The sequence below is a fragment of the Pseudomonas sp. genome, assembly GCF_033723075.1.
Classification (GTDB): Bacteria; Pseudomonadota; Gammaproteobacteria; order Pseudomonadales; family Pseudomonadaceae; genus Aquipseudomonas.
Genome location: NZ_JAWVXU010000001.1, coordinates 268030 through 289101, shown reverse-complemented (window position 1 = coordinate 289101; position 21072 = coordinate 268030). Strand labels below are relative to the sequence as shown.

The window sequence follows — 21072 nt, the reverse complement described above, 5'->3', positions numbered from 1 at the left end:
GCTCCGAATCGACCATCGCCCGGTGCCGCGAACGCCTGGAGGCGGCCTCGCGGCGGCGCTCGATATTTGCACAGCCTCTGCACGCATCAGTCCGGTCGCCACAGCTGCAGGTAGTTGGCCTCATGACTGGTATCCAGCTCGATGCTGATGGTCTCGCTCTCGCGCAATACCTCGGTGGTGACCAGCAGCGGCCGGGCGACGTAGCCGCTGGGCGGCTCGCCGGCGAAGGCGCGGTTCAATTCGTCGATCACTTGCCAGCCGTGCGCACCGAGCGGTTCGGCAATGGTGGCGATCTGCTGGGACAGCCCGGAATGGATCCGCGCCAGCGCTCTGGCCGAGCCGTCGCCGGCCGACACATGGCGGATATCCTGGCGCCCGAGTCGCGCCAGGGGCACATGGATATGGTCGAAATACACGTCATTGATCGCCAGGCTGTGGGTCCAGGCCGAACCAAAGCGCTGTTGCAGGTGCGTGACCCGGCCGGCGATTTCCTCGGAAACCCTGGCGATCGGCAGGTCCTCGATACTCAGCACCCGACAATTGGGGCACTCGCGGATGCGCTGGGCCATGCGCTCGGCCTTGGTTGTGGCAATGGCGAACTGGCTGTCGGTGAAGATCACCACGCCGCCCGCGCCATCGCCGATGATGAGTTCCGCGGCCAGGTCCGCAACCACCAGCGGGTCGGTGGTGACATTGCTGAACAGCCACTCGCTCGGCCCCGGCGTATCCCCGGCGTGCCAGCCGACCAGGGCTATCTTGCGTTGCTGGAACAGCGCCGGCAGTTCCCCCAGCGTCCTTGGGCCGAAACCACCCAGCACCACGCCGTCCGGCGCCTGCTGCAACGCCTGCTCGGCGATACGCCGCCACTCGGCGGCATCGCCATGCCCATCCAGCGCCTGTACCCGCCAGCCGATCAGCCTGGCCGCCCGCTCGACGCTGCGATACACCGCGACCACCCCGCCGTTGCGGAAGTCGGAGGCGAGGAACAGCACCCGCTTGCCCGCCAGCGCCGCCGGCCCCTCCTTGGGGCCTGTCCAGTCGGCATGACTGGCGGTGATCAGCAGGCCGAGCAGGCCGGCGATCAGCAGACGCAGTACGGCAGCCGTCTTCATGGCAGTCCTCCCTCCGCCCGGACGCCGCGCAACCGCTGCGCCCGGAGTCGGATCGTTGATGGCTCTATGCCATGGAGCATAGCGGCTGGCGCCGAGCTGCAGCTGCGCAGGGCCGGGTGGTTGTCAGGGGTATCGTAGGAGCGGGAAGGGGGCGCCCAGTTCCATGCCCGCGAAACTGCTGTCGCGGTCATGGGCCGCTCCTACGGAAGCCGACCTCAAACGCCCGTTCGACGATAGTTCCCCTGCTCATAGCTTTTCGCAAAAACTCCAGAGCTTTCAGCAAGAAGCTGTCATGGCTATGCCACTAAATTCGACTACCCACTGTTAAATGTGTGTGTTTGCCATGCGTGGGTAGTCATACCAGCGCATCTGAGCTAGACCCATAAAGGCAGTTCTTACAACAACAGTCTCCACAAGAGGATGGGCGTGATGTTTAAAGCCAGTCACGTCTTGCAGGACGAGTTCCTTAACCGGATCTCTGCCGCCAAGGCCGCCGATTTTTTTCCTGTCATCAGCGCCAACTACAGCGTTGACGAGGCAGCCTATCTCGCTGAGCTCCTTGAGCTCGCCGACCCCGGTGAGGCCGGCATCGAGGCTATCAGCCATGGTGCCCGTACCCTGATTCAGGATGTACGCAGCCGGGACAATGCCGTCGATACCCTCGACGCACTTCTTCGTCAGTACAGCCTCGATACCCAGGAAGGGCTGATGCTCATGTGCCTGGCCGAGGCTCTGCTGCGTGTACCCGACGCCACCACCGCCGATGCGCTGATCCGTGACAAGCTCTCCGCCGCCGAGTGGGAACGCCACCTCGGCCAGAGCGATAGTGTGCTGGTCAATTTCGCCGCCTGGGGCCTGGTCATGACCGGCAAGGTGGTCGACCCGCAAGGCACCGATGGCCGGCCGAAAAACGTCCTCGGCAAGCTGATCAAGCGTTCCGGCGAGCCGGTGATCCGCGCGGCGATGAACCAGGCGATGAAGCTGATGGGCAAGCAGTTCGTGCTGGGTCGCAACATCGCCGAGGCACTGAAGAACGGTCGTTCGGAGCGCGAAAAAGGCTACACCTATTCCTTCGACATGCTCGGTGAGGCGGCATTGACTGCCGAAGACGCCGAGAAGTACATGGCCGATTACCGCAAGGCCATCGACACCGTGGGTGCCGAGGCGCAGGTCGGTCCGGCCCCCAAGCCGTCGATCTCGATCAAGTTGTCGGCCCTGCACCCGCGCTACGAAGTGGCCCAGCGCGAGCGCGTGCTCAGCGAACTGTTCGCCAATGTGCTGGAGCTGGCCGTACGGGCGCGCAAACTGGGCGTGGGTATCTCGGTGGACGCCGAGGAGGCGGACCGCCTGGAGCTGTCGCTGGAACTGTACGAGAAACTGATGCGCGACCCGGCCATTGCCGGCTGGGGCGAATTCGGTCTGGTGGTGCAGGCCTACTCCAAGCGCTGCCTGCCGGTACTGGTGTGGCTGTGCCTGCTGGGCAAGGAACTCGGCGAGAAGATGCCGCTGCGCCTGGTCAAGGGCGCCTACTGGGATACCGAGATCAAGCAGTGTCAGGTCCAGGGCCTGGACGGTTACCCGGTGTTCACCCGCAAGGAAGGCACCGATACCTCCTACCTGGCCTGTGCGCGCTTCCTGCTGTCGGACTTCGCCCGCGGGGTGATCTACCCGCAGTTCGCCAGCCACAATGCCCACACGGTGAGTTGCATCCTGTCGATGGCCGCCGAGAACCAGCAGCCGCGCGAGTTCGAATTCCAGCGCCTGCACGGCATGGGCGACGCGCTCTACGACACGGTGCTGGAAAAGCATGGCAAGACCGTGCGCATCTATGCTCCGGTCGGCGCGCACAAGGATCTGCTGCCGTACCTGGTCCGCCGCCTGCTGGAAAACGGCGCGAACTCCTCGTTCGTCCACCAGTTGGTCGACCCGAGTACGCCGATCGAGTCACTTCTCGATCACCCGGTGACGCTCCTGCGCAAGTTCAAAACCCTCGCCAATGACAAAATTCCCCTTCCGCCTGCTCTGTTCGGTGCCGCGCGGAAAAACTCCCAGGGCCTCAACATGAACATCCAGCATTCCTTCGCTGAGCTTGAACTCGCCTACAAACCGCACCTCAACCGTCAATGGCACGCCACACCGGTGATCAACGGGCAGACGCTGCCTGGCGCCGTGCAGGAAGTGCACTGCCCCTATGAGCTGAGCAAGCTGGTCGGCACCGCCCAGTTCGCCAGCGCCGCCCAGGCTGCTCAGGCGCTGGACGGGCTGAGCGCTGCCTGGCCGCGCTGGAATGCCACGCCGGTCGACCAGCGTGCGAGCATCCTCGAGCGTCTGGCCGATCTGCTCGAAGCCAACCGCGGCGAGCTGATGGCGCTGTGCACCCTGGAAGCCGGCAAGTCCATGCAGGACGGCATCGACGAGGTGCGCGAGGCCGTCGATTTCTGCCACTACTACGCCCTGCAGGCGCGCCTGCGTCTGGGCCGCGAAGAGCTGAAAGGCCCGACCGGCGAGCGCAACGAACTGTTCCATGAAGGTCGCGGCATCTTCGTCTGCGTCAGCCCGTGGAACTTCCCCCTGGCCATCTACCTGGGCCAGATCGCCGCCGCCCTGGTGTCCGGCAACTGCGTGCTGGCCAAGCCGGCCGAGCAGACCAGCCTGATCGCCGCCCGTGCTCTGGAACTGATGTTCGAGGCCGGCCTGCCGACGGACGTGATCGCCTTCCTGCCGGGCGACGGTGCCACCCTGGGTGGCGTGTTCTGCCGCGATGCCCGGGTCGCCGGGGTGTGCTTCACCGGCTCGACCGACACGGCGCGGATCATCAACCGTCAACTGGCCGAGAAGGCCGGCCCGATCGCCGCCCTGATCGCCGAGACCGGCGGGCAGAACGCGATGATCGTCGACTCCACCGCGCTGCCCGAACAGGTGGTCAAAGATGCCGTGCAGTCGGCCTTCACCAGCGCCGGTCAGCGTTGCTCGGCCCTGCGCGTGCTCTATGTGCAGGCCGACATCGCCGAGCGCGTGCTCGACCTGCTCAAGGGCGCCATGGCCGAACTGAAAGTCGGCCCGACCCATCTGCGTGAAAGCGACGTCGGTCCGGTGATCGATGCCGAGGCGCGTGACGGTTTGCTGGCGCACATCGCCCAGCTCAAGGGTGAGGGCAAGCTGATTGCCGAAACGCCGCTGCCGGCTGGTCTGAACGGTCACTTCGTCGCCCCGGTGGCCTTCGAGATCGGCGGCATCGCCGAACTGAAGAAAGAAAACTTCGGCCCCATCCTGCACGTCGTGCGTTACCAGGCCAGCGAGCTGGAGCAGGTGATCGCCGCGATCAACGGCACAGGTTATGGCCTGACCCTCGGTGTGCATACCCGCAACGAGGAAACTGCAGAGCGCATCGAGGCGCTGGCGCGAGTCGGCAACCTCTACGTCAACCGCAACCAGATCGGCGCCGTGGTGGGTGTGCAGCCGTTCGGTGGTTGCGGTCTGTCGGGTACCGGGCCAAAAGCCGGTGGCCCGAGCTACCTGTTGCGCTTCGTCAACGAACGCGCGACCTCGGTCAACACCACCGCAGTGGGCGGCAACGCTTCGCTGCTGTCGCTGGTCGACGAGGAGTAAGGCATTTCAGGGGCAGGCTCACAAGGCCTGTCCCGCCCCGGAGCAGGCTTGTGCGTGTGCACCTGCTCCGTGGTTTTCAAGCAGTGGCCGCATACGGCGGTCGCTTTAAAACTAGAGTCACGGCCCGAGCCGTGCCAACAAGAGAACAACAAGATGAACGAGCAGAACGTTTTTGTTGTAGGGGTGACCTTCGTGGTCTACCTGGTGATGATGTTGTGGCTGGGGCTGGTGGCCTACAAACGCACCAGCAATTTGTCCGACTATATCCTCGGCGGCCGTTCCATCGGCCCGACCACCGCGGCGCTGTCGGCTGGCGCTTCCGATATGAGTGGCTGGCTGCTGCTGGGTCTGCCTGGCTATGCCCTGGCAGCTGGTTTTGAAGCCACCTGGATCGCCGTCGGCCTGCTGGCCGGTACCTGGCTGAACTGGCTGTTCGTTGCCCAGCGTCTGCGTGTGTATTCGCACACGGCCAACGATTCGGTGACCATGCCGTCCTACTTCGAGAACCGCTTCAACGACAAATCCCGTGCCCTGCGCGTGGTGTCGGCGTTGATCATTCTGACCTTCTTCCTCTTCTACACCAGCTCCGGTCTGGTGGCGTCCGGCAAGTTGTTCGAAACCGTGTTCGGCTTCGACTACCAGATTGCCGTAGTCGTCGGCACCCTGGCAGTGGTGTCCTACACCCTGTTCGGCGGCTTCCTTGCCGTGGCCTGGACCGACGTGGTGCAAGGCCTGCTGATGGCCGCGGCGCTGGTGCTGGTGCCGGTATTTGCGCTCAATGCCGTGGGCGGCGTGGATGCCGCGCATCTGGCCATTCAGGCGAAAAACCCGGAACTGCTGACCTTCTTCAACGATGCCAAGGGCGAGCCGCTGGGCATCATCGCGATCCTTTCGCTGCTCGGTTGGGGCCTTGGCTACTTCGGCCAGCCGCACATCCTCGCGCGTTTCAAGGCGATCTCCGACGACAAGGACATCCCGACTGCCCGCCGCATCGCGGTGAGCTGGACCGCCCTGACCCTGGTCGCCGCCCTGGCCATCGGCTGGATTGGCGTCGGCTATCTGGAAACCGACCTGGCTGACGCCGAAACCATCTTCATGGTGCTGGTCAACAGCCTGTTCCACCCGGTAGTGGCCGGTATCCTGATGGCCGCCGTGCTGGCTGCGATCATGTCCACCGCCGACTCGCAACTGCTGGTCAGCTCCTCGGCCCTGGCCGAAGATTTCTACAAGGCCATCCTGAAGAAAAACGCCGGCGATGCCGAGCTGGTATGGATCGGTCGTGGTGCGGTAGTGCTGATCGCCGTGATCGCCCTGGTTCTGGCATTGAATCCGGATAACACCGTACTGGGTCTGGTGTCCTACGCCTGGGCTGGCTTCGGCGCCGCCTTCGGCCCGGCCATCCTGCTGTCGCTGTACTGGAGTCGCATGAACCGCAATGGCGCTCTGGCCGGCATCATCCTGGGCGGCCTGACCGTGGTGATCTGGAAGCAACTGTCCGGCGGGATTTTCGACCTGTACGAAATCATCCCGGGCTTCATCCTGGCCAGCGTCGCCATCGTCGTCGTCAGCCTGCTGAGCGAAGAGCCCGAGGCTGCGCTGCAAGTCCAGTTCGACGAGGTCGACCGCAAGCTGGCTTGAGTGACGCGTTTCATCCCCGCCTGCAGCCGGTCGTCTGTGGGCGGGGCACCCGAGTCAGGATTTCACTGCTGATGCCCGGCTCGGGCCCCACGACGACCCGATAGTGCTTTGCCGGCCCACACCCCGTTGTGTTGGGCCGGTTTTTTTTTGCCACCGTACCCGTTAGCGCTTGTGTCACTCGGCGCGAGGCGGAGCCAGGTTTCCGGCAAGGCCCGGATTGCCTCCGCACCTGCGGGAGGCCCATCCTCGGGGCGAGCTTTTGGCGACGTTAGACCGGGCAACCCGGCGGGCTGCATCGCTGCGGGGGCGTGCCTCCTACAGGACCTGTGCATCATCGCGTCCCAGGCTTCACCTGGCTGACCAGCACCGGGGACATAGTCTTTTTTTGCCTGGGCAGATCAGTGGTCATGCGTGTGCTGCAGCGGCCTGCTATCCCTTACGAGGCATACTGGCGGAGCGCAACGGTGGCTTCTGTCCGCGCAGTGCTGCGCAAGCAACAGACTCAAGTGATTGATGGCCGGACTCGCGGATTTGGAAGAATGGCGGCCCTCTTCCAGGTAATCGCTGCCGGCTCTGTGACCGCCATTCAGCAACCCTGACAAGGGGTGTAATCATGGCAACCTTCATCTCGCTGGTTAATTTCACCGATCAGGGCATCCGGGCGGTCAAGGACTCGCCGGATCGTTTTCAGGCATTCAAGGCGCTGGGAGAAACGCTGGGCATAGAGGTCAAGGCCGTCTATTGGACCATCGGCAGTTACGACCTGGTGCTGATCGTCGAGGGCGACGAGGAGGCCGCAACCTCCCTGTTGTTGAAAGTGGGCTCGCTCGGCAATACGCGCACCCAGACATTGCGCGGCTTCTCGGAGCAAGAGATGCGCAAGATCATCGGCAACATGCCTTAGCGCCAGCCCGTGTCTGAGAGGCTGTGAATGCTTTGCCGCAGACGCACAACCGCAGCAGTCGTATAGCGGCCCATCCCCAAGGGGGAGGGGCCGTTTTTTTGTTGAGGCGATGCCGCTCGGCGCATTTTCCGCCGCCTGGGACGTCAGACCCGCCGGATGCTGCCAGAGCCTTGGGGGCGCTTGCAGACCATCGTGCGAGTCGCTCTGCAACGCTCGTGTAAGGCCAGTCGGGCATCTATCGGTTCGCCAGCTATTCTTGTTAACAACCCTTGGCTCAATCGGCAGGCGGCTTGGTTCCGTCGCCATCGAGGCTGAAGATAATGCGCAGCGCACTTTTAGGCTTGGGCGAGCCTGCCCCGTGGTTCACCTGTCGTACCGAAACCCGCGAGCGCTTCGTGTTCGATACGGTCGCTGGCCGTTATGTGGTGCTGTGTTTCTTCGGTTCCGCCGCCGAGCCCGGCAGTGCCCAGCTGCTGACGCAGCTGGCTGCGAGCCGCCAGCGTTTCGATGATGCCAATCTGTGCTTTTTCGGGGTCACGGTCGATCCCGAGGACGAACGACAGCAGCGGGTGCACACGTCGTTGCCGGGGGTTCGCTATATCTGGGATTTCGATCGCCGGGTCAGTGGGCTCTATGGGGCGCTGCTGCCGGATGGCAGTTACCGCCGAATCACCTATGTGCTCGATCCGATGTTGCGCGTGCTCGCGGTGCTGCCGTTCCAGGCTTCCACGGATCTGCACATGCCCGCTTTGCTGGCGGTACTGGATCGTCTGCCAGCCATCGGTCCGTCATTTCCGGTTGCAGCCAGGGCCCCGGTGCTGGTTTTACCGCGGGTGTTCGAGCCCAAACTGTGCCAGGCATTGATCGACTACTACCGTAACCGGGGTGGAGAGCCCTCCGGTTTTATGCAGGATATCAATGGCCGGACGGTGCTGGCGCATGGCCAGGATCACAAGAGTCGGCGCGACTGTACGCTGGAGGACGAGGAGTTGCGCCAGGCTTGTCGACGGCGCATCCAGGAGCGGGTGACGCCTGAAATCAACAAGGCATTCCAGTTTCGTGCCACGCGCATGGAGCGCTACCTGATCGGTTGTTACGAGGCCAGCGAGGGCGGGCACTTCCGTGCCCACCGCGACAACACCACCAAAGGCACGGCCCATCGACGTTTCGCCATTTCGCTGTTTCTCAACAGCGGTGACTATGAAGGCGGTTTTCTGCGTTTCCCCGAATTCGGCCCAGGGCTGTATACGGCGCCGCCTGGAGGTGCGGTGGTGTTCTCCTGCGGATTGCTGCACGAGGCCAGTCCGGTCACCCGTGGCCAGCGCTATATGTTTCTGCCGTTTCTCTACGATGAACAGGCGCGGCGCATTCGCGAGGAAAACCAGGCGTATCTCGATGCCGAGCCTGACGCCATGACGTCGTCGGACAGGCCGGGGGCGGTCGGTTAGCCCTGCAATCCGCAGCAACCTTCGTAGGCTTTTCTGTGCAGTGTGAGGCTTGCTCGTCTGTGTAAGTGTGCCTTGCCTGAGCAGAACCCCGTTTTATCAGGGGGCATGACAACTTGGCGCTGTGTTTGCCGCAAACATGGCTCTAGACTGCCCGGACATAACTACAACATTGCGTGACCTTGCCTGCATGAAAATCCATCCACTGCCTCCGCTCAACAGCCTGGTGGCATTCGAAGCCGCTGCGCGACATTTGAGTTTTACCCTGGCCGCCCAGGAGCTGAACGTCACCCAGGGGGCGATCAGCCGCCAGGTGCGTTTGCTCGAGGATTATCTGGGCAAGATCCTGTTCGAGCGCACCACCCGGGCGATCAACCTGAGCCCGACCGGCAGCCAATACTACGACACCGTGCGCGACGCACTCATGCAGGTGGCTCAGGCCACCGGCGAGATTCGTCACTGGCGTGGCGCCCAGCAGGTGACCGTCGCTACCAGCACGGCGATGGCCTCGTTGTGGCTGCTGCCCAAGGTGGCCGAGTTCCAGCGCGATAACGAAGAGATCGACCTGCGCATCATCGCCTACGACCACGTCAAGGAGTTCGCCCGCCTGGATTGTGATCTGGCGCTGTACTACTGCCGCACGCCGCCCAAGGATATTCAGGTCACGCCGCTGTTTTCCGAAGAGGTGTTTCCGGTGTGCAGTCCCGACTACCTGGCCAAGCACCCAGAGTTGCATGAGCCGCAGCAGCTGGCGGTCTGTACCTGGTTGTGGCTGGAGGATCAGCAGCGCGACTGGATCGGCTGGCCCGAGTGGTTTCAGCAGCTCGGGCAGAAGGCCCCGGAGCCCAAGCGGCGGATCAATATCAACAGCTATTCGATGCTGATCCAGTCGGCGCTGAGTGGCCAGGGCATTGCCCTGGGCTGGTCGAATCTGGTCGACAGCCACCTGCTGAGCGGGGCGCTGGTGCGGCCGGTCGAGACGGTGCTGAAAACCGAGGCGAAGTTCTGCCTGCTCGAACCGCAGAGCCGTGGGGTCAGCCGGCAGAGCGTCCAGCGCTTTCGCAGCTGGTTGCTCGAACAGTTGCCGCCGTCACTTGCCGAGGGGCAAGAAGCGCGATAAGGGATTGCCCGCCGTCTTCGCCGGAATGCTGTCGCGCAGAAAACCGGAGGCATTCGGGTCTATTGGCTATTGGGCACTCGTAGGAGCGGCGGGAACGCCCAGTTCCATGGTCGCGATGGGCCGCAATCCCGTCAAAATATTCGCGGCTAAGGCCCCTCCCAAAAGAACACCGCCCCCCCGCTCCTACAGAAAACTGCGGTGTCCGCTAACGCTGAAACGACCGCTGCCGCAGGCTTGTGGCCGGCGGCAGCGGTCGCTGGAGCAGGTGCGCTGAGAGCTTGTGAAAAAACACTCGCCTACTGCGACCGCCCCCTGGCGTCCGCTGCTGGCGTTGCGTTAAGCGAAAAACAGGGTCATTTAGCTCACTAAACTCCCCTATTTTTCGCGTAACACGCCTTGCCGCGAACACCAGGCGACGCTCTCGCCACGGCGCTCGATATTTTCACAACCTCTGAGTGCAGCGCGGTCGTTAGCAGGCCTTGCGCGCGTGTAACGCCAATGGCGAGGCCCCGCCCAGGATCGGGACAGGCTGGTCGGCTGTCTCGTCCTCGGCGTGTTCCCGGGTGGCGAAGTGGCTGCCCGGCAGCGGCGTGGGCAGGCCGCTGAAACGCTCCTGACGCAGACAGCGCATCAGGGTATAGCTCATCAGCAGGATGAACACCGCGATCGGCAAGCCTGCGGCGATCGAGGCCATTTGAATGGTCTTCAGGCCGCCGGCATACAGCAGGCCCATGGCGATAAAGGCTTGCAGCACGCCCCAGAGCACGCGAATGCCTTGCGGTGGTTCGGGATGTCCGGCGGCGCACAGGGTACAGAGCACCAGGGTGCCGGAGTCTGCCGAGGTGATGAAGTAGGTCGCCAGCATCAGGCAAACCAGCACGCTGAGCAGTTGCCCCAAAAGACCGCTGTCGATCTTCTTCAGCAGGGTGAACATCGCCGAGGTGGTTTCCGCCTTGGTCGCGGTCAGCACGTCACCGCCCTTGAATACCGCCGCCTCGCCAACCAGCTGACCGCTCTCGACCTGCTGTTGATGCAGCGCGCGGTCGTCCTGTTCGGCCTTCAGGGCCGAGCCACCGAGTACCGACATCCACACGATGGTCACCAGGGTCGGTACCAGCAGGGTGCCGGCGATCAGTTCGCGGATGGTACGGCCACGGGAAACCCGGGCGATGAACAGGCCGACGAAGGGACCCCAGGTCATCCACCAGGGCCAGTAGAAGGCGGTCCACCAGTTCTGCCAGCCGCCGTCTTTCTGGGTGTCGCTCCACACGCTAAGGCCGACGATGTTCTGCAGGTAATCACCGCTACTTTCCAGCATCAGGTTGAGCAGGTAGCGGGTCGGGCCAAGCAACAGCACCACGCCGACCAGCAGGATCGACAGCAGCATGTTCCATTCCGACAGGCGACGGATGCCGCGCGAAACCCCGGACATCACCGAGAGAATGGCGCAGCCGCTGATCAGCGCAATCATCAGGGCCTGCACGCCGAAATTGATCGGCAGGCCGAACACCTGGTTGAAACCGGTGTTGATCTGGGTGACGCCGAGCCCCAGCGACTGGGACACGCCAAAGGCGGTGATGGCCACGGCGAGAATATCCACGGTGTGGCCGATGGGGCCATAGATGCGCTTGCCGATCAGGGGATAGAGGATCGAGCGCATGCTCAGGGGCAAGCCCTTGCGGTAGGCGAAGTAGGCCAGGGCCAGGCCGACCATGGTGAAGATCGCCCAGGGGTGCAGGCCCCAGTGGAACAGGGTGAGGCGCATGGCCGCGGTGGCCGCCTCGTCGCTCAGCGCTTCGGCGAACGGGTTGCCGGCGTAATGCCACATGGGTTCGGCCACCGACCAGAAGATCAGGCCGATACCCATGCCGCCGCTGAACAGCATGGCGATCCAGGACGTGAAGGAAAACTCCGGGCGCTCATCGTCACGGCCCAGGCGGATATGGCCAAAGCGGCTGACCATCAGGTACAGCAGCAAGCCGAGCACGCCGCTGACCAGGCTCAGGTAGAACCACTTGAAGTTGTCGAGGATGAAATCCGAGGTGTGTTGGAAGAAGGCGCCAGCCTGTTCGGCGAGTACTGCGCAAAGCACTACGAAGCCGATGACCAGAAGCTTGGAGACCACGGTTACGGTTGGGTTTAGGCCCTTGAGCAGGCCTGACTGTGCACGCATTGCAATGTCCCCTTTTATTGTCGGTAAGGGTTTTTGTGGTGCAAGCCGGGGGCGTGGGGGTCCAGCTGCAGACTCGGCCAGTCCGGCCAAAGGCAGTCGCTCAATGCGCAGGTCAGCAGGTGGAACCGTCAGGCTCGGTTGCCCTGTTTCAGAGAACAAAGTGACGGTTTGGGCGATTGTCCAACAAACTATTTATTTTCATTGATTGATGAGTTTTTAACATCAATCAACTCAGCAGCTCGACCAACGGAGCGCTGTTGTTCAGCATTGATGGTGGATTCTCGTTTATGAGAAAAAGTCATTAATTGGCCTGTAAAAATCGTTTGTCGAACAATCCCCCGGTCTCGACACTCGCTGCCAACGGACCTTGGCCAGTGCGCCTGCCGATCATCAATCACCGTGCCTTGCAGGGGAGAACAACAATGAACAATTCCATCTCTCAACGAATTCCTGTGCAACAACTGGAACGTGTACTCAATCCGATCGACCAGGCCACCGGGCTTGGCAACGAGTTCTACACCGAGCAGCGTTACTTCGAGCTGGAGCGCGATCAGGTCATGGGCAAGACCTGGGCCTGCGTCGGTTTCGCCAGCGACCTGGTCAAGAATGGCTCGGTCAAGCCGGTCGACTTCATGGGCCTGCCGCTGCTGCTGATGCGCAACCGCGAGGGCCTGGTGCAGGTGTTCCATAACGTCTGCAGCCACCGCGGCATGAAGCTGGTGCAGGAGGAGGGTGAAGTGCAGGGCGTGATTCGCTGCCCCTACCACTCCTGGACCTATGACCTCAATGGCGGCCTGCGCGGCACCCCGCACGTCGGCGGTATCGACAAGCACAAGGACGAGCGTTTCGCCTGCGAGAAGCACGGCCTGAAAGCCCTGCGCAGTGCGATCTGGATGGACATGCTGTTCGTCAACCTGTCCGGCGACGCCCAGCCGCTGGAAGACATGCTGGCGCCGTTGACTGCGCGCTGGAGCCAGTTCCTCGGCGCCGACGGCATGGGCCTGCTGCGCCGCCGCCCGGGCTTTGATTCCACCACCCTGGATATCAACTGCAACTGGAAACTGGCAGTGGAGAACTACTGCGAGGCCTACCACCTGCCGTGGGTACACCCGAGCCTGAATACCTATTCGCGCCTGGAAGACCACTACAACATCCTCTTCGACGAGCGCTTCGCCGGCCAGGGTAGCTACGCCTACAACCTGTCCGACGTGGCCGGCACCCACCTGCCGAAGTTCCCCAGCTGGCCGCAGGATCGTCTGCGCAACGCCGAATACGTGGCCTTCTTCCCCAACGTGCTGCTCGGCATCCAGGCCGATCACGCCTTTGCCATGCAGCTGGAGCCGGTAGCACCGGGCCGGACCATCGAGCACCTGCGCCTGTTCTACGTCGGCGACGAGGCCCTGGGTGACGAGTACGCCGCCTGCCGCAACGCCATTCTGGAGTCCTGGAAAGTGGTGTTCGCCGAGGACATCAGTTCGGTGGAAGGCATGCAGAAAGGCCGTCATTCGCCGGGTTACAGCGGCGGTGCGTTCTCGCCGGAAATGGACATCCCGACCCACTTCTTCCATCAGTGGGCGGCCCGTCAGCTGCTCGAAACCACGCCGTCCGCCTGAGGAGGTTGCCATGTATCCGATTGCCCCCCACTGGCTGAATTACATCGACGGTGAGTGGTGCGACAGCACCCAGCACCTGACGGTGAACAACCCGGGCACCGCCGAGCCGTTGGCGAGCATTGCCCAGGCCAGCATCAAAGATGCCGAGCGCGCCCTGCAGGCGGCGCGCCACTGTGCCGATGGCGGCGAGCTGAGCCGGGTGCGCCCGGCGCAACGGGTCAGCTGGCTGCTGCGCATCGCCGCCGAGATTCGTGCGCTGGCCGACGAAGGTGCCTGGGTCTTGTGCCAGGAAAACGGCAAGAGCCTGGCCGATGCCAAGGACGAGTTCACCGAGGCGGCGCGCTACTTCGAGTACTACGCCGGCATGGCCGACAAGATCGAAGGCACCTCGATCCCGCTGGGCGACGGTTACATGGACTTCACCGTCTACGACCCGATGGGTGTTTCCGCGCAAATCGTGCCGTGGAACTTCCCGGTGTCGATCTGCGCCCGTTCGCTGGCGCCGGCCCTGGCCGCCGGTAACGCGGTGGTGATCAAGTCGCCGGAACTGTCGCCGCTGGGCATGTGCGTGTTGATCCGCGCCGTCGCCCAGGCCGGTTTGCCGCGAGGCGCGGTCAACCTGATCTGCGGCCGTGGCCGTGAGGTCGGTGCGCATCTGGTGAGCAGCGCCAAGGTCGATCAGATCGTCTTCACCGGTTCGGTGCCGACCGGCCAGTCGATCCTCCGTGATGCCGCCGAACATGCCATCCCCAGCGTGATGGAGTTGGGTGGCAAGTCGGCGGCGATCGCCTTCGCCGATGTCGACCGCGAGCAGCTGCTGGCCAGCGTCAAGGGCGGCATCTTCTTCAATGCCGGCCAGGTCTGCTCGGCCATGTCGCGGCTGCTGGTGCAGCGTGAAATCTACGAAGAAATCGTCCAGTCCGTGGTCGCGCTGGCCGAAGGGCTCAGCGTCGGCCTCGGCCAGGACAACCCGGACCTCACTCCGGTGGTCAGCGCCGGGCAACTGGCCGGCATCGAAACCCTGTGTCGGCGCGCAATCGATGAAGGTGCGGTAGCGGCCACCGGTGGTGAGGCCTTCAGCGACCGCGCCGGGCACTTCATGCGCCCGACCGTGTTCCGCGATGTCAGCCCCGAGATGTGCATCGCCCAGGAGGAGGTGTTCGGCCCGGTGCTGGCGATCATTCCCTTCGACAGCGAAGAGGAGGCCATCGCCATTGCCAACGGCACCGACTTCGGCCTGGTGGCCGGGGTCTTCACCCAGGACATCAGCCGCGCCATGCGCTGCGCGCGCCGCTTGAAAGCCGGCCAGGTGTTCGTCAACGAGTGGTATGCCGGCGGCATCGAAACCCCGTTCGGCGGCGTCGGCCTGTCCGGTTTCGGCCGCGAGAAGGGCCAGGAAGCCTTGTACAGCTACGTGCGTACCAAGAACGTAGCGATCCGCGTGGCGGGGGAGTAAGCGACATGTTCAAGACCTGGCTCTGTGTGGTGTGCGGTTTGATCTACGACGAGGCCCTCGGTTGGCCGGACGACGGTATCGTCGCCGGCACCCGTTGGGACGATGTGCCGCAAGACTGGAAATGCCCCGAGTGCGGGGTCGGCAAGGATGATTTCGAGATGCTCGATATCAGCCCGGTGGTTGTGGCAGTGGCCAGCGAACCGCTACCGCTACCGCTACCGCTGCCGTCGGTGGCGGTTGCTGCGCCTGTGCAGGCGGCGCAGGTGCGCCAGCCAATCGTGATCATCGGCAGTGGTTATGCCGGTTACGGTTTGGCCCAGGCCTTGCGCCGGGCCGACCCGCAGGTCGAGATCCGCGTGCTGACCCAGGAGTCCGGTCACCTGTATTCCAAGCCGGCGCTGTCGATCGGCCTGGCGCAGGGCAAGAGCGCCGCGCTGCTGTCGGGTGAGTCGGCCCTGGCGATCGAGCAGCGCCTGAAGATCCGTGTCTACCCCTATTGCACGGTCGAACGCATCGACAGCGGTGCCCGGCGCCTCTACACCAACATCGGCGAGATGGACTACGGCCAGTTGGTGCTGGCCAGCGGTGCCGCACCGATTCGTCTGCCGATCGAGGGCGACACGGCGGCGCTGCTCAGCGTCAACAACCTGCACGATTACCGCAGCTTTCGTGAGCGTCTGCTTGGCGTGCGTCGGGTGGCGATCCTCGGTGACGGCCTGATCGGCTGCGAGTTCGCCAACGACCTGGTCAGCAGCGGTTTTTCGGTCAGCGTCATCGGCCTCGGCCAGTGGCCGATGGAACGCCTGCTGCCGGTCGAGGCCGGCCGCCAGTTACAGGCGGCCCTGGGCGAACTGGGTGTGAGCTGGCATTTGCAGAACACCCTGCAGCGTATCGAGTCGGTCGAGCAGGGCTATCGCCTGACCCTCGCCGATGGGCAGTGTCTGCACGCCGACCTGGTGCTCTCCGCCGTTGGCCTGCGGCCCAATCTGAGCCTGGCCGAGACGGCCGGAGTCGCAGTCGGGCGGGGCATCCAGGTGGATGCCCAGTTGCAGTGCTCGCAACCGGGGATCTACGCCCTGGGCGATTGCATCGAGATCGACGGCCAGCTGCTGCCCTACCTGGCGCCGATCAACCAGGGCATCCAGGCCCTGAGCAAGACCCTGCTCGGCCAGCCGACGGCGGTCAGCTATCCGCTGATGCCGGTGACGGTAAAGACCCCGGCCGCGCCGCTGTGCCTGTTGCCGCCGGCCGTCGGTGTAACCGGCGAATGGCGCTGCACGGCTACTGACGATGGTCTGAGCGCCGGGTTCTACGATACCGAGGGGGGGCTGCATGGCTTCGTCCTGCTCGGTCGCCAAGCACAAGTGCAGCGCAACAGCTGGCTGCAATCCTGTCAGAACGCGCAACGGGCCGTGGCCTGAGAGCTTGACCATGAAGAAATCGATCAATCTACCCTACGATGATGCCAGCTGCGGCTGGTATGCCGCACTGCCTGCGGCCAAGCCTGCTACGCGTTTGCAGGGCGAACAGCGCGCCGATTACGCGGTGATCGGCGCCGGTTTTGCCGGCCTGGCTGCCGCCCGCCGGCTGGCCGAGCACCATCCACAGGCGCGCATCCTGCTGGTCGACGCCCAGCGCGTCGGCTACGGCGCCTCTGGGCGCAACTCCGGCTTCGTCATCGACCTGCCGCACAAGTTCGCCCTCGAGCACCCGGACCCGGCGCACAAGCAGCGCCTGCTCGGCCTTAATCGCGCCGCCATCGACCAGTTGCAGGGGCTGATCAAGCGCCACGGCATCGATTGCCAGTGGTCGCACGCCGGCAAGTACCAGGGTGCCGTGGGCTCGCGCGGCCTGGCCTATCTGGAGCATTTCGAGCACCTGCTCAGCGAGCTCGGCGAGCCCTTCCACTGGGTTGAGCGCGAGGAGCTGGCCAAGGTAGTCGGCAGCCGGCACTACAGTCGGGCGATCTACACTCCGGGCTGCTACCTGATGCAACCGGCGGCGCTGGTCACCGGCCTGGGTGCTTCGCTGCCGGACAATGTCGAGCTGCTCGAGGAATCGCCGATCCAGCGCCTGGAGCGTGACGGCCAGGGCGGCTGGATTCTGCACGGCAACAATGGCCACATCCGTACCCCGCAGCTGCTGCTCGGCACCAGTATCTTCACCCAGGAGTTCGGTTTCCTGCGCAACCGCCTGCTGCCGGTGATGACCTTCGCCAGCTGGACCCGGCCGCTGACCGACAGCGAGCTGCAGGCCTATGGCGGCGAACTGGATTGGGGCCTGACCCCGGCCGACCACGCCGGCACCACGGTGCGCATGACCCAGGATCGCCGCCTGATGATCCGCAACACCTACAAGCACGTGCCCAAGTACGGCCAGAGCACCAGCGATGCCATGCGCGCCGGCGTGCGCGAGGATCACCGCAAGGCCTTCCTGGCGCGCTTCCCGCAACTGGCCAACGTACCCTTCAGCCACACCTGGGGCGGCGTCTATGCCATCTCGCGCAACTTCACCAACTTCTTCGGCGAGCTGGAGCAGGGCATCCATGCCTCGGCCTGCGACAACGGCGTCGGCGCGGCCTGGGGCACCATCTCCGGCACCCTGCTGGCTGATCTGGCGGTGGGCGCGGATTCGGCGCAGTTACGCGACATCCAGGCGGTCACCGGCATGCCGTCGCTGAACCCGCCGGAACCCTTCCTCGGCCTCGGCGTGCGTTCGCGCATTCGCCTGGCGGCGTGGAACAGTCGGAGCGAGCTATGAATCAGGTCGTTTCCGGAAAGGGCCCGGTGCTGTTGGTCGATCACCATGATCTGGACTTTATTCCCCGTGGCGGCCCGCCCGGCGCCGCCTTTGTCGCCCGCGCCATTAGCAATGAAGTGTCGCCCAATATCGGTATCGGCTTCGCCCGCTGGGAGGGCGCCGAGGTCAACTGGACCCTGCTGTATGACGAGGTGATCTTCGTCATCGAAGGCTGCTTCGAGCTGCAGGCCAACGGTGAGCTGTACCGGGTCAAGCCGGGCCAGCTGCTGTGGATACCGGAAGGCACCGAACTGGTCTATGGCGGTCATGCACTGTTCGGTTATGTGGTTCATCCGGGTGACTGGAAGCAACGTCACGGCTTGGCCTGAGCCTCGCCCTGATCGTTTTGCCGGCGCATTCCCCGTTCGGGAGCGGCGACTTTGTTCATTCTGGCCAAGGAGCCACGCATGCTGGGACTGACACGGACCTTCGGCGCCCTGTACCTGGCCAGCCTGCTGATGCAGCTGGGCTCGACTCTGCTGATGACCTACCTGGCGTTGCGCCTGACGGCCGATGGCGTCGCCGAGTTCTGGGGTGGCGCGCTGATGGCGGCCAACGCCCTGGGCATGGTGGCCGGTGGCAGGGTAGGGCGCGTGCTGATCGAACGGGTCGGGCATATCCGTACCTACGTTGCCTGCGCCGGGGTGATTGCTGCCGCCGTACTGGCCCACGAATTCAGCAGTGCCTTGCCGCTCTGGCTATTCCTGCGTGCGCTGGTCGGTCTGGCCATGATGTGCCAGCTGATGGTGCTGGAGAGCTGGCTCAACGATCGCGCCCAGAGCGACCAGCGCGGCAAGGTACTGGGTATCTACATGGTCGCGGTCTATGTCGGCATGATGCTCGGCCAACTGGCCCTGAGTCTCAATGGCGACCTGGGTATCCACGCCTTGCTCGGCGTGGCCATGGCTTTCGCCCTGTGCCTGGTGCCGGTGGCGCTGACCGGCAGCATGCACCCGGCTGCGCTGCGCCCGGCCCCCATCGATATTCGCCTGTTCCTGCGGCGGGTGCCGCAGTCGCTGGTGACCATTCTGATCTCTGGCATGATCAACGGCGGCTTTTATGGGCTGGCCTCGATCTACGCCAGCCAGCAGGGCCTGGGTACGGTCGAGATCGGCCAGTTCATGGCGCTGGCCATTGCCGCCGGTCTGCTCGCCCAGTTACCGCTGGGCTGGCTGTCCGACCGTCTGCCGCGTGCCAGCCTGATCCGCGCTGTGGCCGTGCTGTTGCTCCTCGCCTGCCTGCCACTGGCGTTCTACCAGCACTTGTCGTTCGGCGCCTTGCTGTTGTTCGGCGCCGGCATCGGTTTCCTGCAGTTTTGCCTGTATCCGCTGGGCGTGGCCCTGGCCAACGACAATATCGAAGCCGAGCTGCGGGTGTCGCTGGCTGGCCTGTTGCTGGTGGCATTCGGCATCGGCGCCTGCATCGGCCCGTTGCTCGCCGGTGCGCTGATGGAGCAGTTCGGCGCGTCGAGTCTGTACGGCTTTTTCGCCGCTTGCGCCGCGCTGTTGGCCCTGGCCGTCGGCCAGGGCAAGGTCACCGGCGAACATTTGCAGGCGGATGCTCCGCTGCATCACCAGGCCACGCCCAACGGCCTGGCCAGTTCGACCCTGGCGGCAGTGATCGAACCCGTGGCCGAGGCGAGCACGGCATCCGCCATGGCCGAACCGGCAGCGGCGGGGAGTACAAGCGCCGCGCGGCTGTGACCCGCCATCATCAACAGGAAATTCGCGCATGTTCGACAATAACAATAAATACCCGAGCGACAGTTCATCCGCGCAGCCCCTGCGCAACCCGGTCGACGCCCAGACCCACAGGACGGCGCGGGCGTATCGCCTGCAGCGGGTGCGCGAGCAACTGCTGGCCGCCGATTGCGCGGCGATCCTGCTCTACGACCCGGTGAATATCCGCTACGCCACCGACACCTCGAACATGCAGGTGTGGACCCTGCACAACTTCGCCCGCTACGCCCTGGTCTTCGCCAGTGGGCCGGTGATCCTCTTCGAGTTCCATAATTGCGAGCATCTGCACGAGGGCAACGAACTGCTCGATCAGATCCGCCCGGCGATCAACTGCAGCTATTTCGGCGCGGGCTCGCGTATCTCCGAGAAGACCCTGGTCTGGGCCGATGACATCGCCAAAGTGATGCAGCAATACGCTGGCGGCAAGGCCCGTCTGGCGGTGGACAAGGCCGACCTGGAAGGGCTCGACCTGTTGCGCGAGCACGGCCTGAGCCTGATCGAGGGGCACAGCCTGATGGAGGAGGCGCGCAAGATCAAATCCGCCGAGGAGCTGGCATTGATGCGCTGGACCATTCAGGTTTGCGAGCGCGGTATCCAGCGCATGCACGACGAACTGCGTCCGGGCATGAGCGAGAACCAGCTGTGGGCCTGGTTGCACTACGAGAACATCCGCCACGGCGGCGAATGGATCGAGACCCGCCTGCTGGCATCCGGCCCGCGCACCAATCCATGGATGCAGGAGTCCAGCGAGCGGGTCATGCAGCAAGGCGAAATCGTCTGTTTCGACACCGACCTGATCGGCCCCTATGGCTATTGTGCGGATATTTCCCGGGCCTGGACCGTTGGCCACGTCGCGCCCACGGCCGAGCAACGCAAGCTGTATCGCCTGGCCCATGAGCAGATCCAGCACAACATGGACCTGCTGCGTCCGGGGCTTAGTCATCGCGAGTTCGTCCAGCGCGCCTGGGACATCCCCCAGCCCTATCTGCACAACCGCTACTGCTGCGTGGTACACGGCGCCGGCCTGGCCGACGAGTACCCGGCCCTGGCGCACAAGGGCGCAGACTGGGACAGCAGCGGTTACGACGGGGTCATCGAGGAAAACATGGTGCTCTGCGTCGAGAGTTATATCGGCGAGCGCGGCGGCAAGCAGGGCATCAAGCTCGAACAGCAGGTGCTGATCACTCGTGATGGCTGCCAGGCACTGTCGCAATACCCCTGGCAGGACGACTGGTTATGAACAGTCGAGAACTTACGGGTTCTGAGGTTGCTGGATATAAGGCCTGAATTCATAGAATAAGTGCAACGCTTGAAACGATAGGTAGAGAGCCAGTCACCGGTAAAATCCAGGCTCTCACACCCAAGGATTCAAGCGCAGATGACAAGGCATTACCTGCAGTTGACCCGAGACCACCGTTACCAGATCGAGGCTGGCTTGGTCTGTGGCATGAACCAAGTCCGTAT

General features: G+C 63.8%; 14 protein-coding genes and 1 pseudogene. 13 read left to right on the top strand and 2 right to left on the bottom strand.

What is annotated here, in order from left to right; all coding sequences use genetic code 11:
• Positions 1–86: 86 nt before the first annotated feature.
• A complete protein-coding gene (locus R3355_RS01370) occupies positions 87–1112 on the bottom strand; it encodes a substrate-binding domain-containing protein (RefSeq protein ID WP_318959738.1) in 1026 nt (341 codons plus the stop codon).
• Between the two features lie 429 nt (positions 1113–1541).
• On the opposite strand from R3355_RS01370, the gene putA reads away from it, so the two are divergent.
• The 5 genes from putA to R3355_RS01345 all read left to right on the top strand — a co-directional run bounded on the left by putA (position 1542) and on the right by R3355_RS01345 (position 9828).
• Positions 1542–4721, top strand: a complete 3180-nt coding sequence (gene putA, locus R3355_RS01365; protein WP_318959737.1) for a bifunctional proline dehydrogenase/L-glutamate gamma-semialdehyde dehydrogenase PutA — start codon at positions 1542–1544, stop codon at positions 4719–4721.
• A 153-nt stretch (positions 4722–4874) separates the two neighbouring features.
• Complete coding sequence (putP, locus tag R3355_RS01360; RefSeq protein ID WP_318959736.1) at positions 4875–6359, top strand: sodium/proline symporter PutP; 1485 nt, start codon at positions 4875–4877, stop codon at positions 6357–6359.
• A gap of 613 nt (positions 6360–6972) precedes the next feature.
• Entirely contained in the window at positions 6973–7263 is a 291-nt protein-coding gene (locus R3355_RS01355) for a GYD domain-containing protein (protein WP_318959735.1), read from the top strand.
• Between the two features lie 320 nt (positions 7264–7583).
• Positions 7584–8711 carry a redoxin domain-containing protein gene (locus R3355_RS01350; protein WP_318959734.1) on the top strand — a complete coding sequence of 376 codons (1128 nt, stop codon included), beginning with the start codon at positions 7584–7586 and terminating at the stop codon, positions 8709–8711.
• A 187-nt stretch (positions 8712–8898) separates the two neighbouring features.
• The gene (locus R3355_RS01345; protein ID WP_318959733.1) at positions 8899–9828 is read left to right on the top strand and encodes a LysR substrate-binding domain-containing protein; all 930 of its coding nucleotides are present in this window, start codon (positions 8899–8901) and stop codon (positions 9826–9828) included.
• A gap of 469 nt (positions 9829–10297) precedes the next feature.
• Here R3355_RS01345 and R3355_RS01340 read toward each other — a convergent pair whose 3' ends face one another.
• Positions 10298–12001, bottom strand: coding sequence for a BCCT family transporter (locus R3355_RS01340; protein WP_318959732.1), 1704 nt, complete (start codon positions 11999–12001; stop codon positions 10298–10300).
• Between the two features lie 422 nt (positions 12002–12423).
• On the opposite strand from R3355_RS01340, the gene R3355_RS01335 reads away from it, so the two are divergent.
• The 8 genes and pseudogenes from R3355_RS01335 to R3355_RS01300 all read left to right on the top strand — a co-directional run bounded on the left by R3355_RS01335 (position 12424) and on the right by R3355_RS01300 (position 20848).
• A complete protein-coding gene (locus tag R3355_RS01335; protein WP_318959731.1) occupies positions 12424–13614 on the top strand; it encodes an aromatic ring-hydroxylating dioxygenase subunit alpha in 1191 nt (396 codons plus the stop codon).
• A 10-nt stretch (positions 13615–13624) separates the two neighbouring features.
• Entirely contained in the window at positions 13625–15070 is a 1446-nt protein-coding gene (locus R3355_RS01330) for an aldehyde dehydrogenase family protein (protein WP_318959730.1), read from the top strand.
• A 5-nt stretch (positions 15071–15075) separates the two neighbouring features.
• Positions 15076–15240: pseudogene (locus R3355_RS01325) on the top strand (rubredoxin); the annotation flags it as partial.
• Positions 15229–16491 (top strand): FAD-dependent oxidoreductase, encoded by a 1263-nt coding sequence (locus tag R3355_RS01320; protein ID WP_318959930.1) that lies wholly within the window; start codon positions 15229–15231, stop codon positions 16489–16491. The pseudogene R3355_RS01325 and the gene R3355_RS01320, both read left to right, overlap by 12 nt.
• Before the next feature lie 10 nt (positions 16492–16501).
• Positions 16502–17830: an FAD-dependent oxidoreductase gene (locus tag R3355_RS01315; RefSeq protein WP_318959729.1), complete on the top strand. Its 1329-nt coding sequence runs from the start codon at positions 16502–16504 to the stop codon at positions 17828–17830.
• Positions 17827–18198: an ethanolamine utilization protein EutQ gene (locus R3355_RS01310; protein ID WP_318946075.1), complete on the top strand. Its 372-nt coding sequence runs from the start codon at positions 17827–17829 to the stop codon at positions 18196–18198. The genes R3355_RS01315 and R3355_RS01310 overlap by 4 nt, the downstream gene beginning before the upstream one ends.
• Positions 18199–18276: 78 nt before the next feature.
• Positions 18277–19572: an MFS transporter gene (locus tag R3355_RS01305; protein ID WP_318959728.1), complete on the top strand. Its 1296-nt coding sequence runs from the start codon at positions 18277–18279 to the stop codon at positions 19570–19572.
• Between the two features lie 28 nt (positions 19573–19600).
• Positions 19601–20848, top strand: coding sequence for a Xaa-Pro peptidase family protein (locus R3355_RS01300; RefSeq protein WP_318959727.1), 1248 nt, complete (start codon positions 19601–19603; stop codon positions 20846–20848).
• Positions 20849–21072 lie beyond the last annotated feature (224 nt).

Coding starts and splice junctions, on each gene's coding strand:
- R3355_RS01370 (WP_318959738.1), bottom strand. CDS start 1,112: ATGAAGACGGCTGCCGTACTGCGTCTGCTGATCGCCGGCCTGCTCGGC.
- putA (WP_318959737.1), top strand. CDS start 1,542: ATGTTTAAAGCCAGTCACGTCTTGCAGGACGAGTTCCTTAACCGGATC.
- putP (WP_318959736.1), top strand. CDS start 4,875: ATGAACGAGCAGAACGTTTTTGTTGTAGGGGTGACCTTCGTGGTCTAC.
- R3355_RS01355 (WP_318959735.1), top strand. CDS start 6,973: ATGGCAACCTTCATCTCGCTGGTTAATTTCACCGATCAGGGCATCCGG.
- R3355_RS01350 (WP_318959734.1), top strand. CDS start 7,584: ATGCGCAGCGCACTTTTAGGCTTGGGCGAGCCTGCCCCGTGGTTCACC.
- R3355_RS01345 (WP_318959733.1), top strand. CDS start 8,899: ATGAAAATCCATCCACTGCCTCCGCTCAACAGCCTGGTGGCATTCGAA.
- R3355_RS01340 (WP_318959732.1), bottom strand. CDS start 12,001: ATGCGTGCACAGTCAGGCCTGCTCAAGGGCCTAAACCCAACCGTAACC.
- R3355_RS01335 (WP_318959731.1), top strand. CDS start 12,424: ATGAACAATTCCATCTCTCAACGAATTCCTGTGCAACAACTGGAACGT.
- R3355_RS01330 (WP_318959730.1), top strand. CDS start 13,625: ATGTATCCGATTGCCCCCCACTGGCTGAATTACATCGACGGTGAGTGG.
- R3355_RS01320 (WP_318959930.1), top strand. CDS start 15,229: ATGCTCGATATCAGCCCGGTGGTTGTGGCAGTGGCCAGCGAACCGCTA.
- R3355_RS01315 (WP_318959729.1), top strand. CDS start 16,502: ATGAAGAAATCGATCAATCTACCCTACGATGATGCCAGCTGCGGCTGG.
- R3355_RS01310 (WP_318946075.1), top strand. CDS start 17,827: ATGAATCAGGTCGTTTCCGGAAAGGGCCCGGTGCTGTTGGTCGATCAC.
- R3355_RS01305 (WP_318959728.1), top strand. CDS start 18,277: ATGCTGGGACTGACACGGACCTTCGGCGCCCTGTACCTGGCCAGCCTG.
- R3355_RS01300 (WP_318959727.1), top strand. CDS start 19,601: ATGTTCGACAATAACAATAAATACCCGAGCGACAGTTCATCCGCGCAG.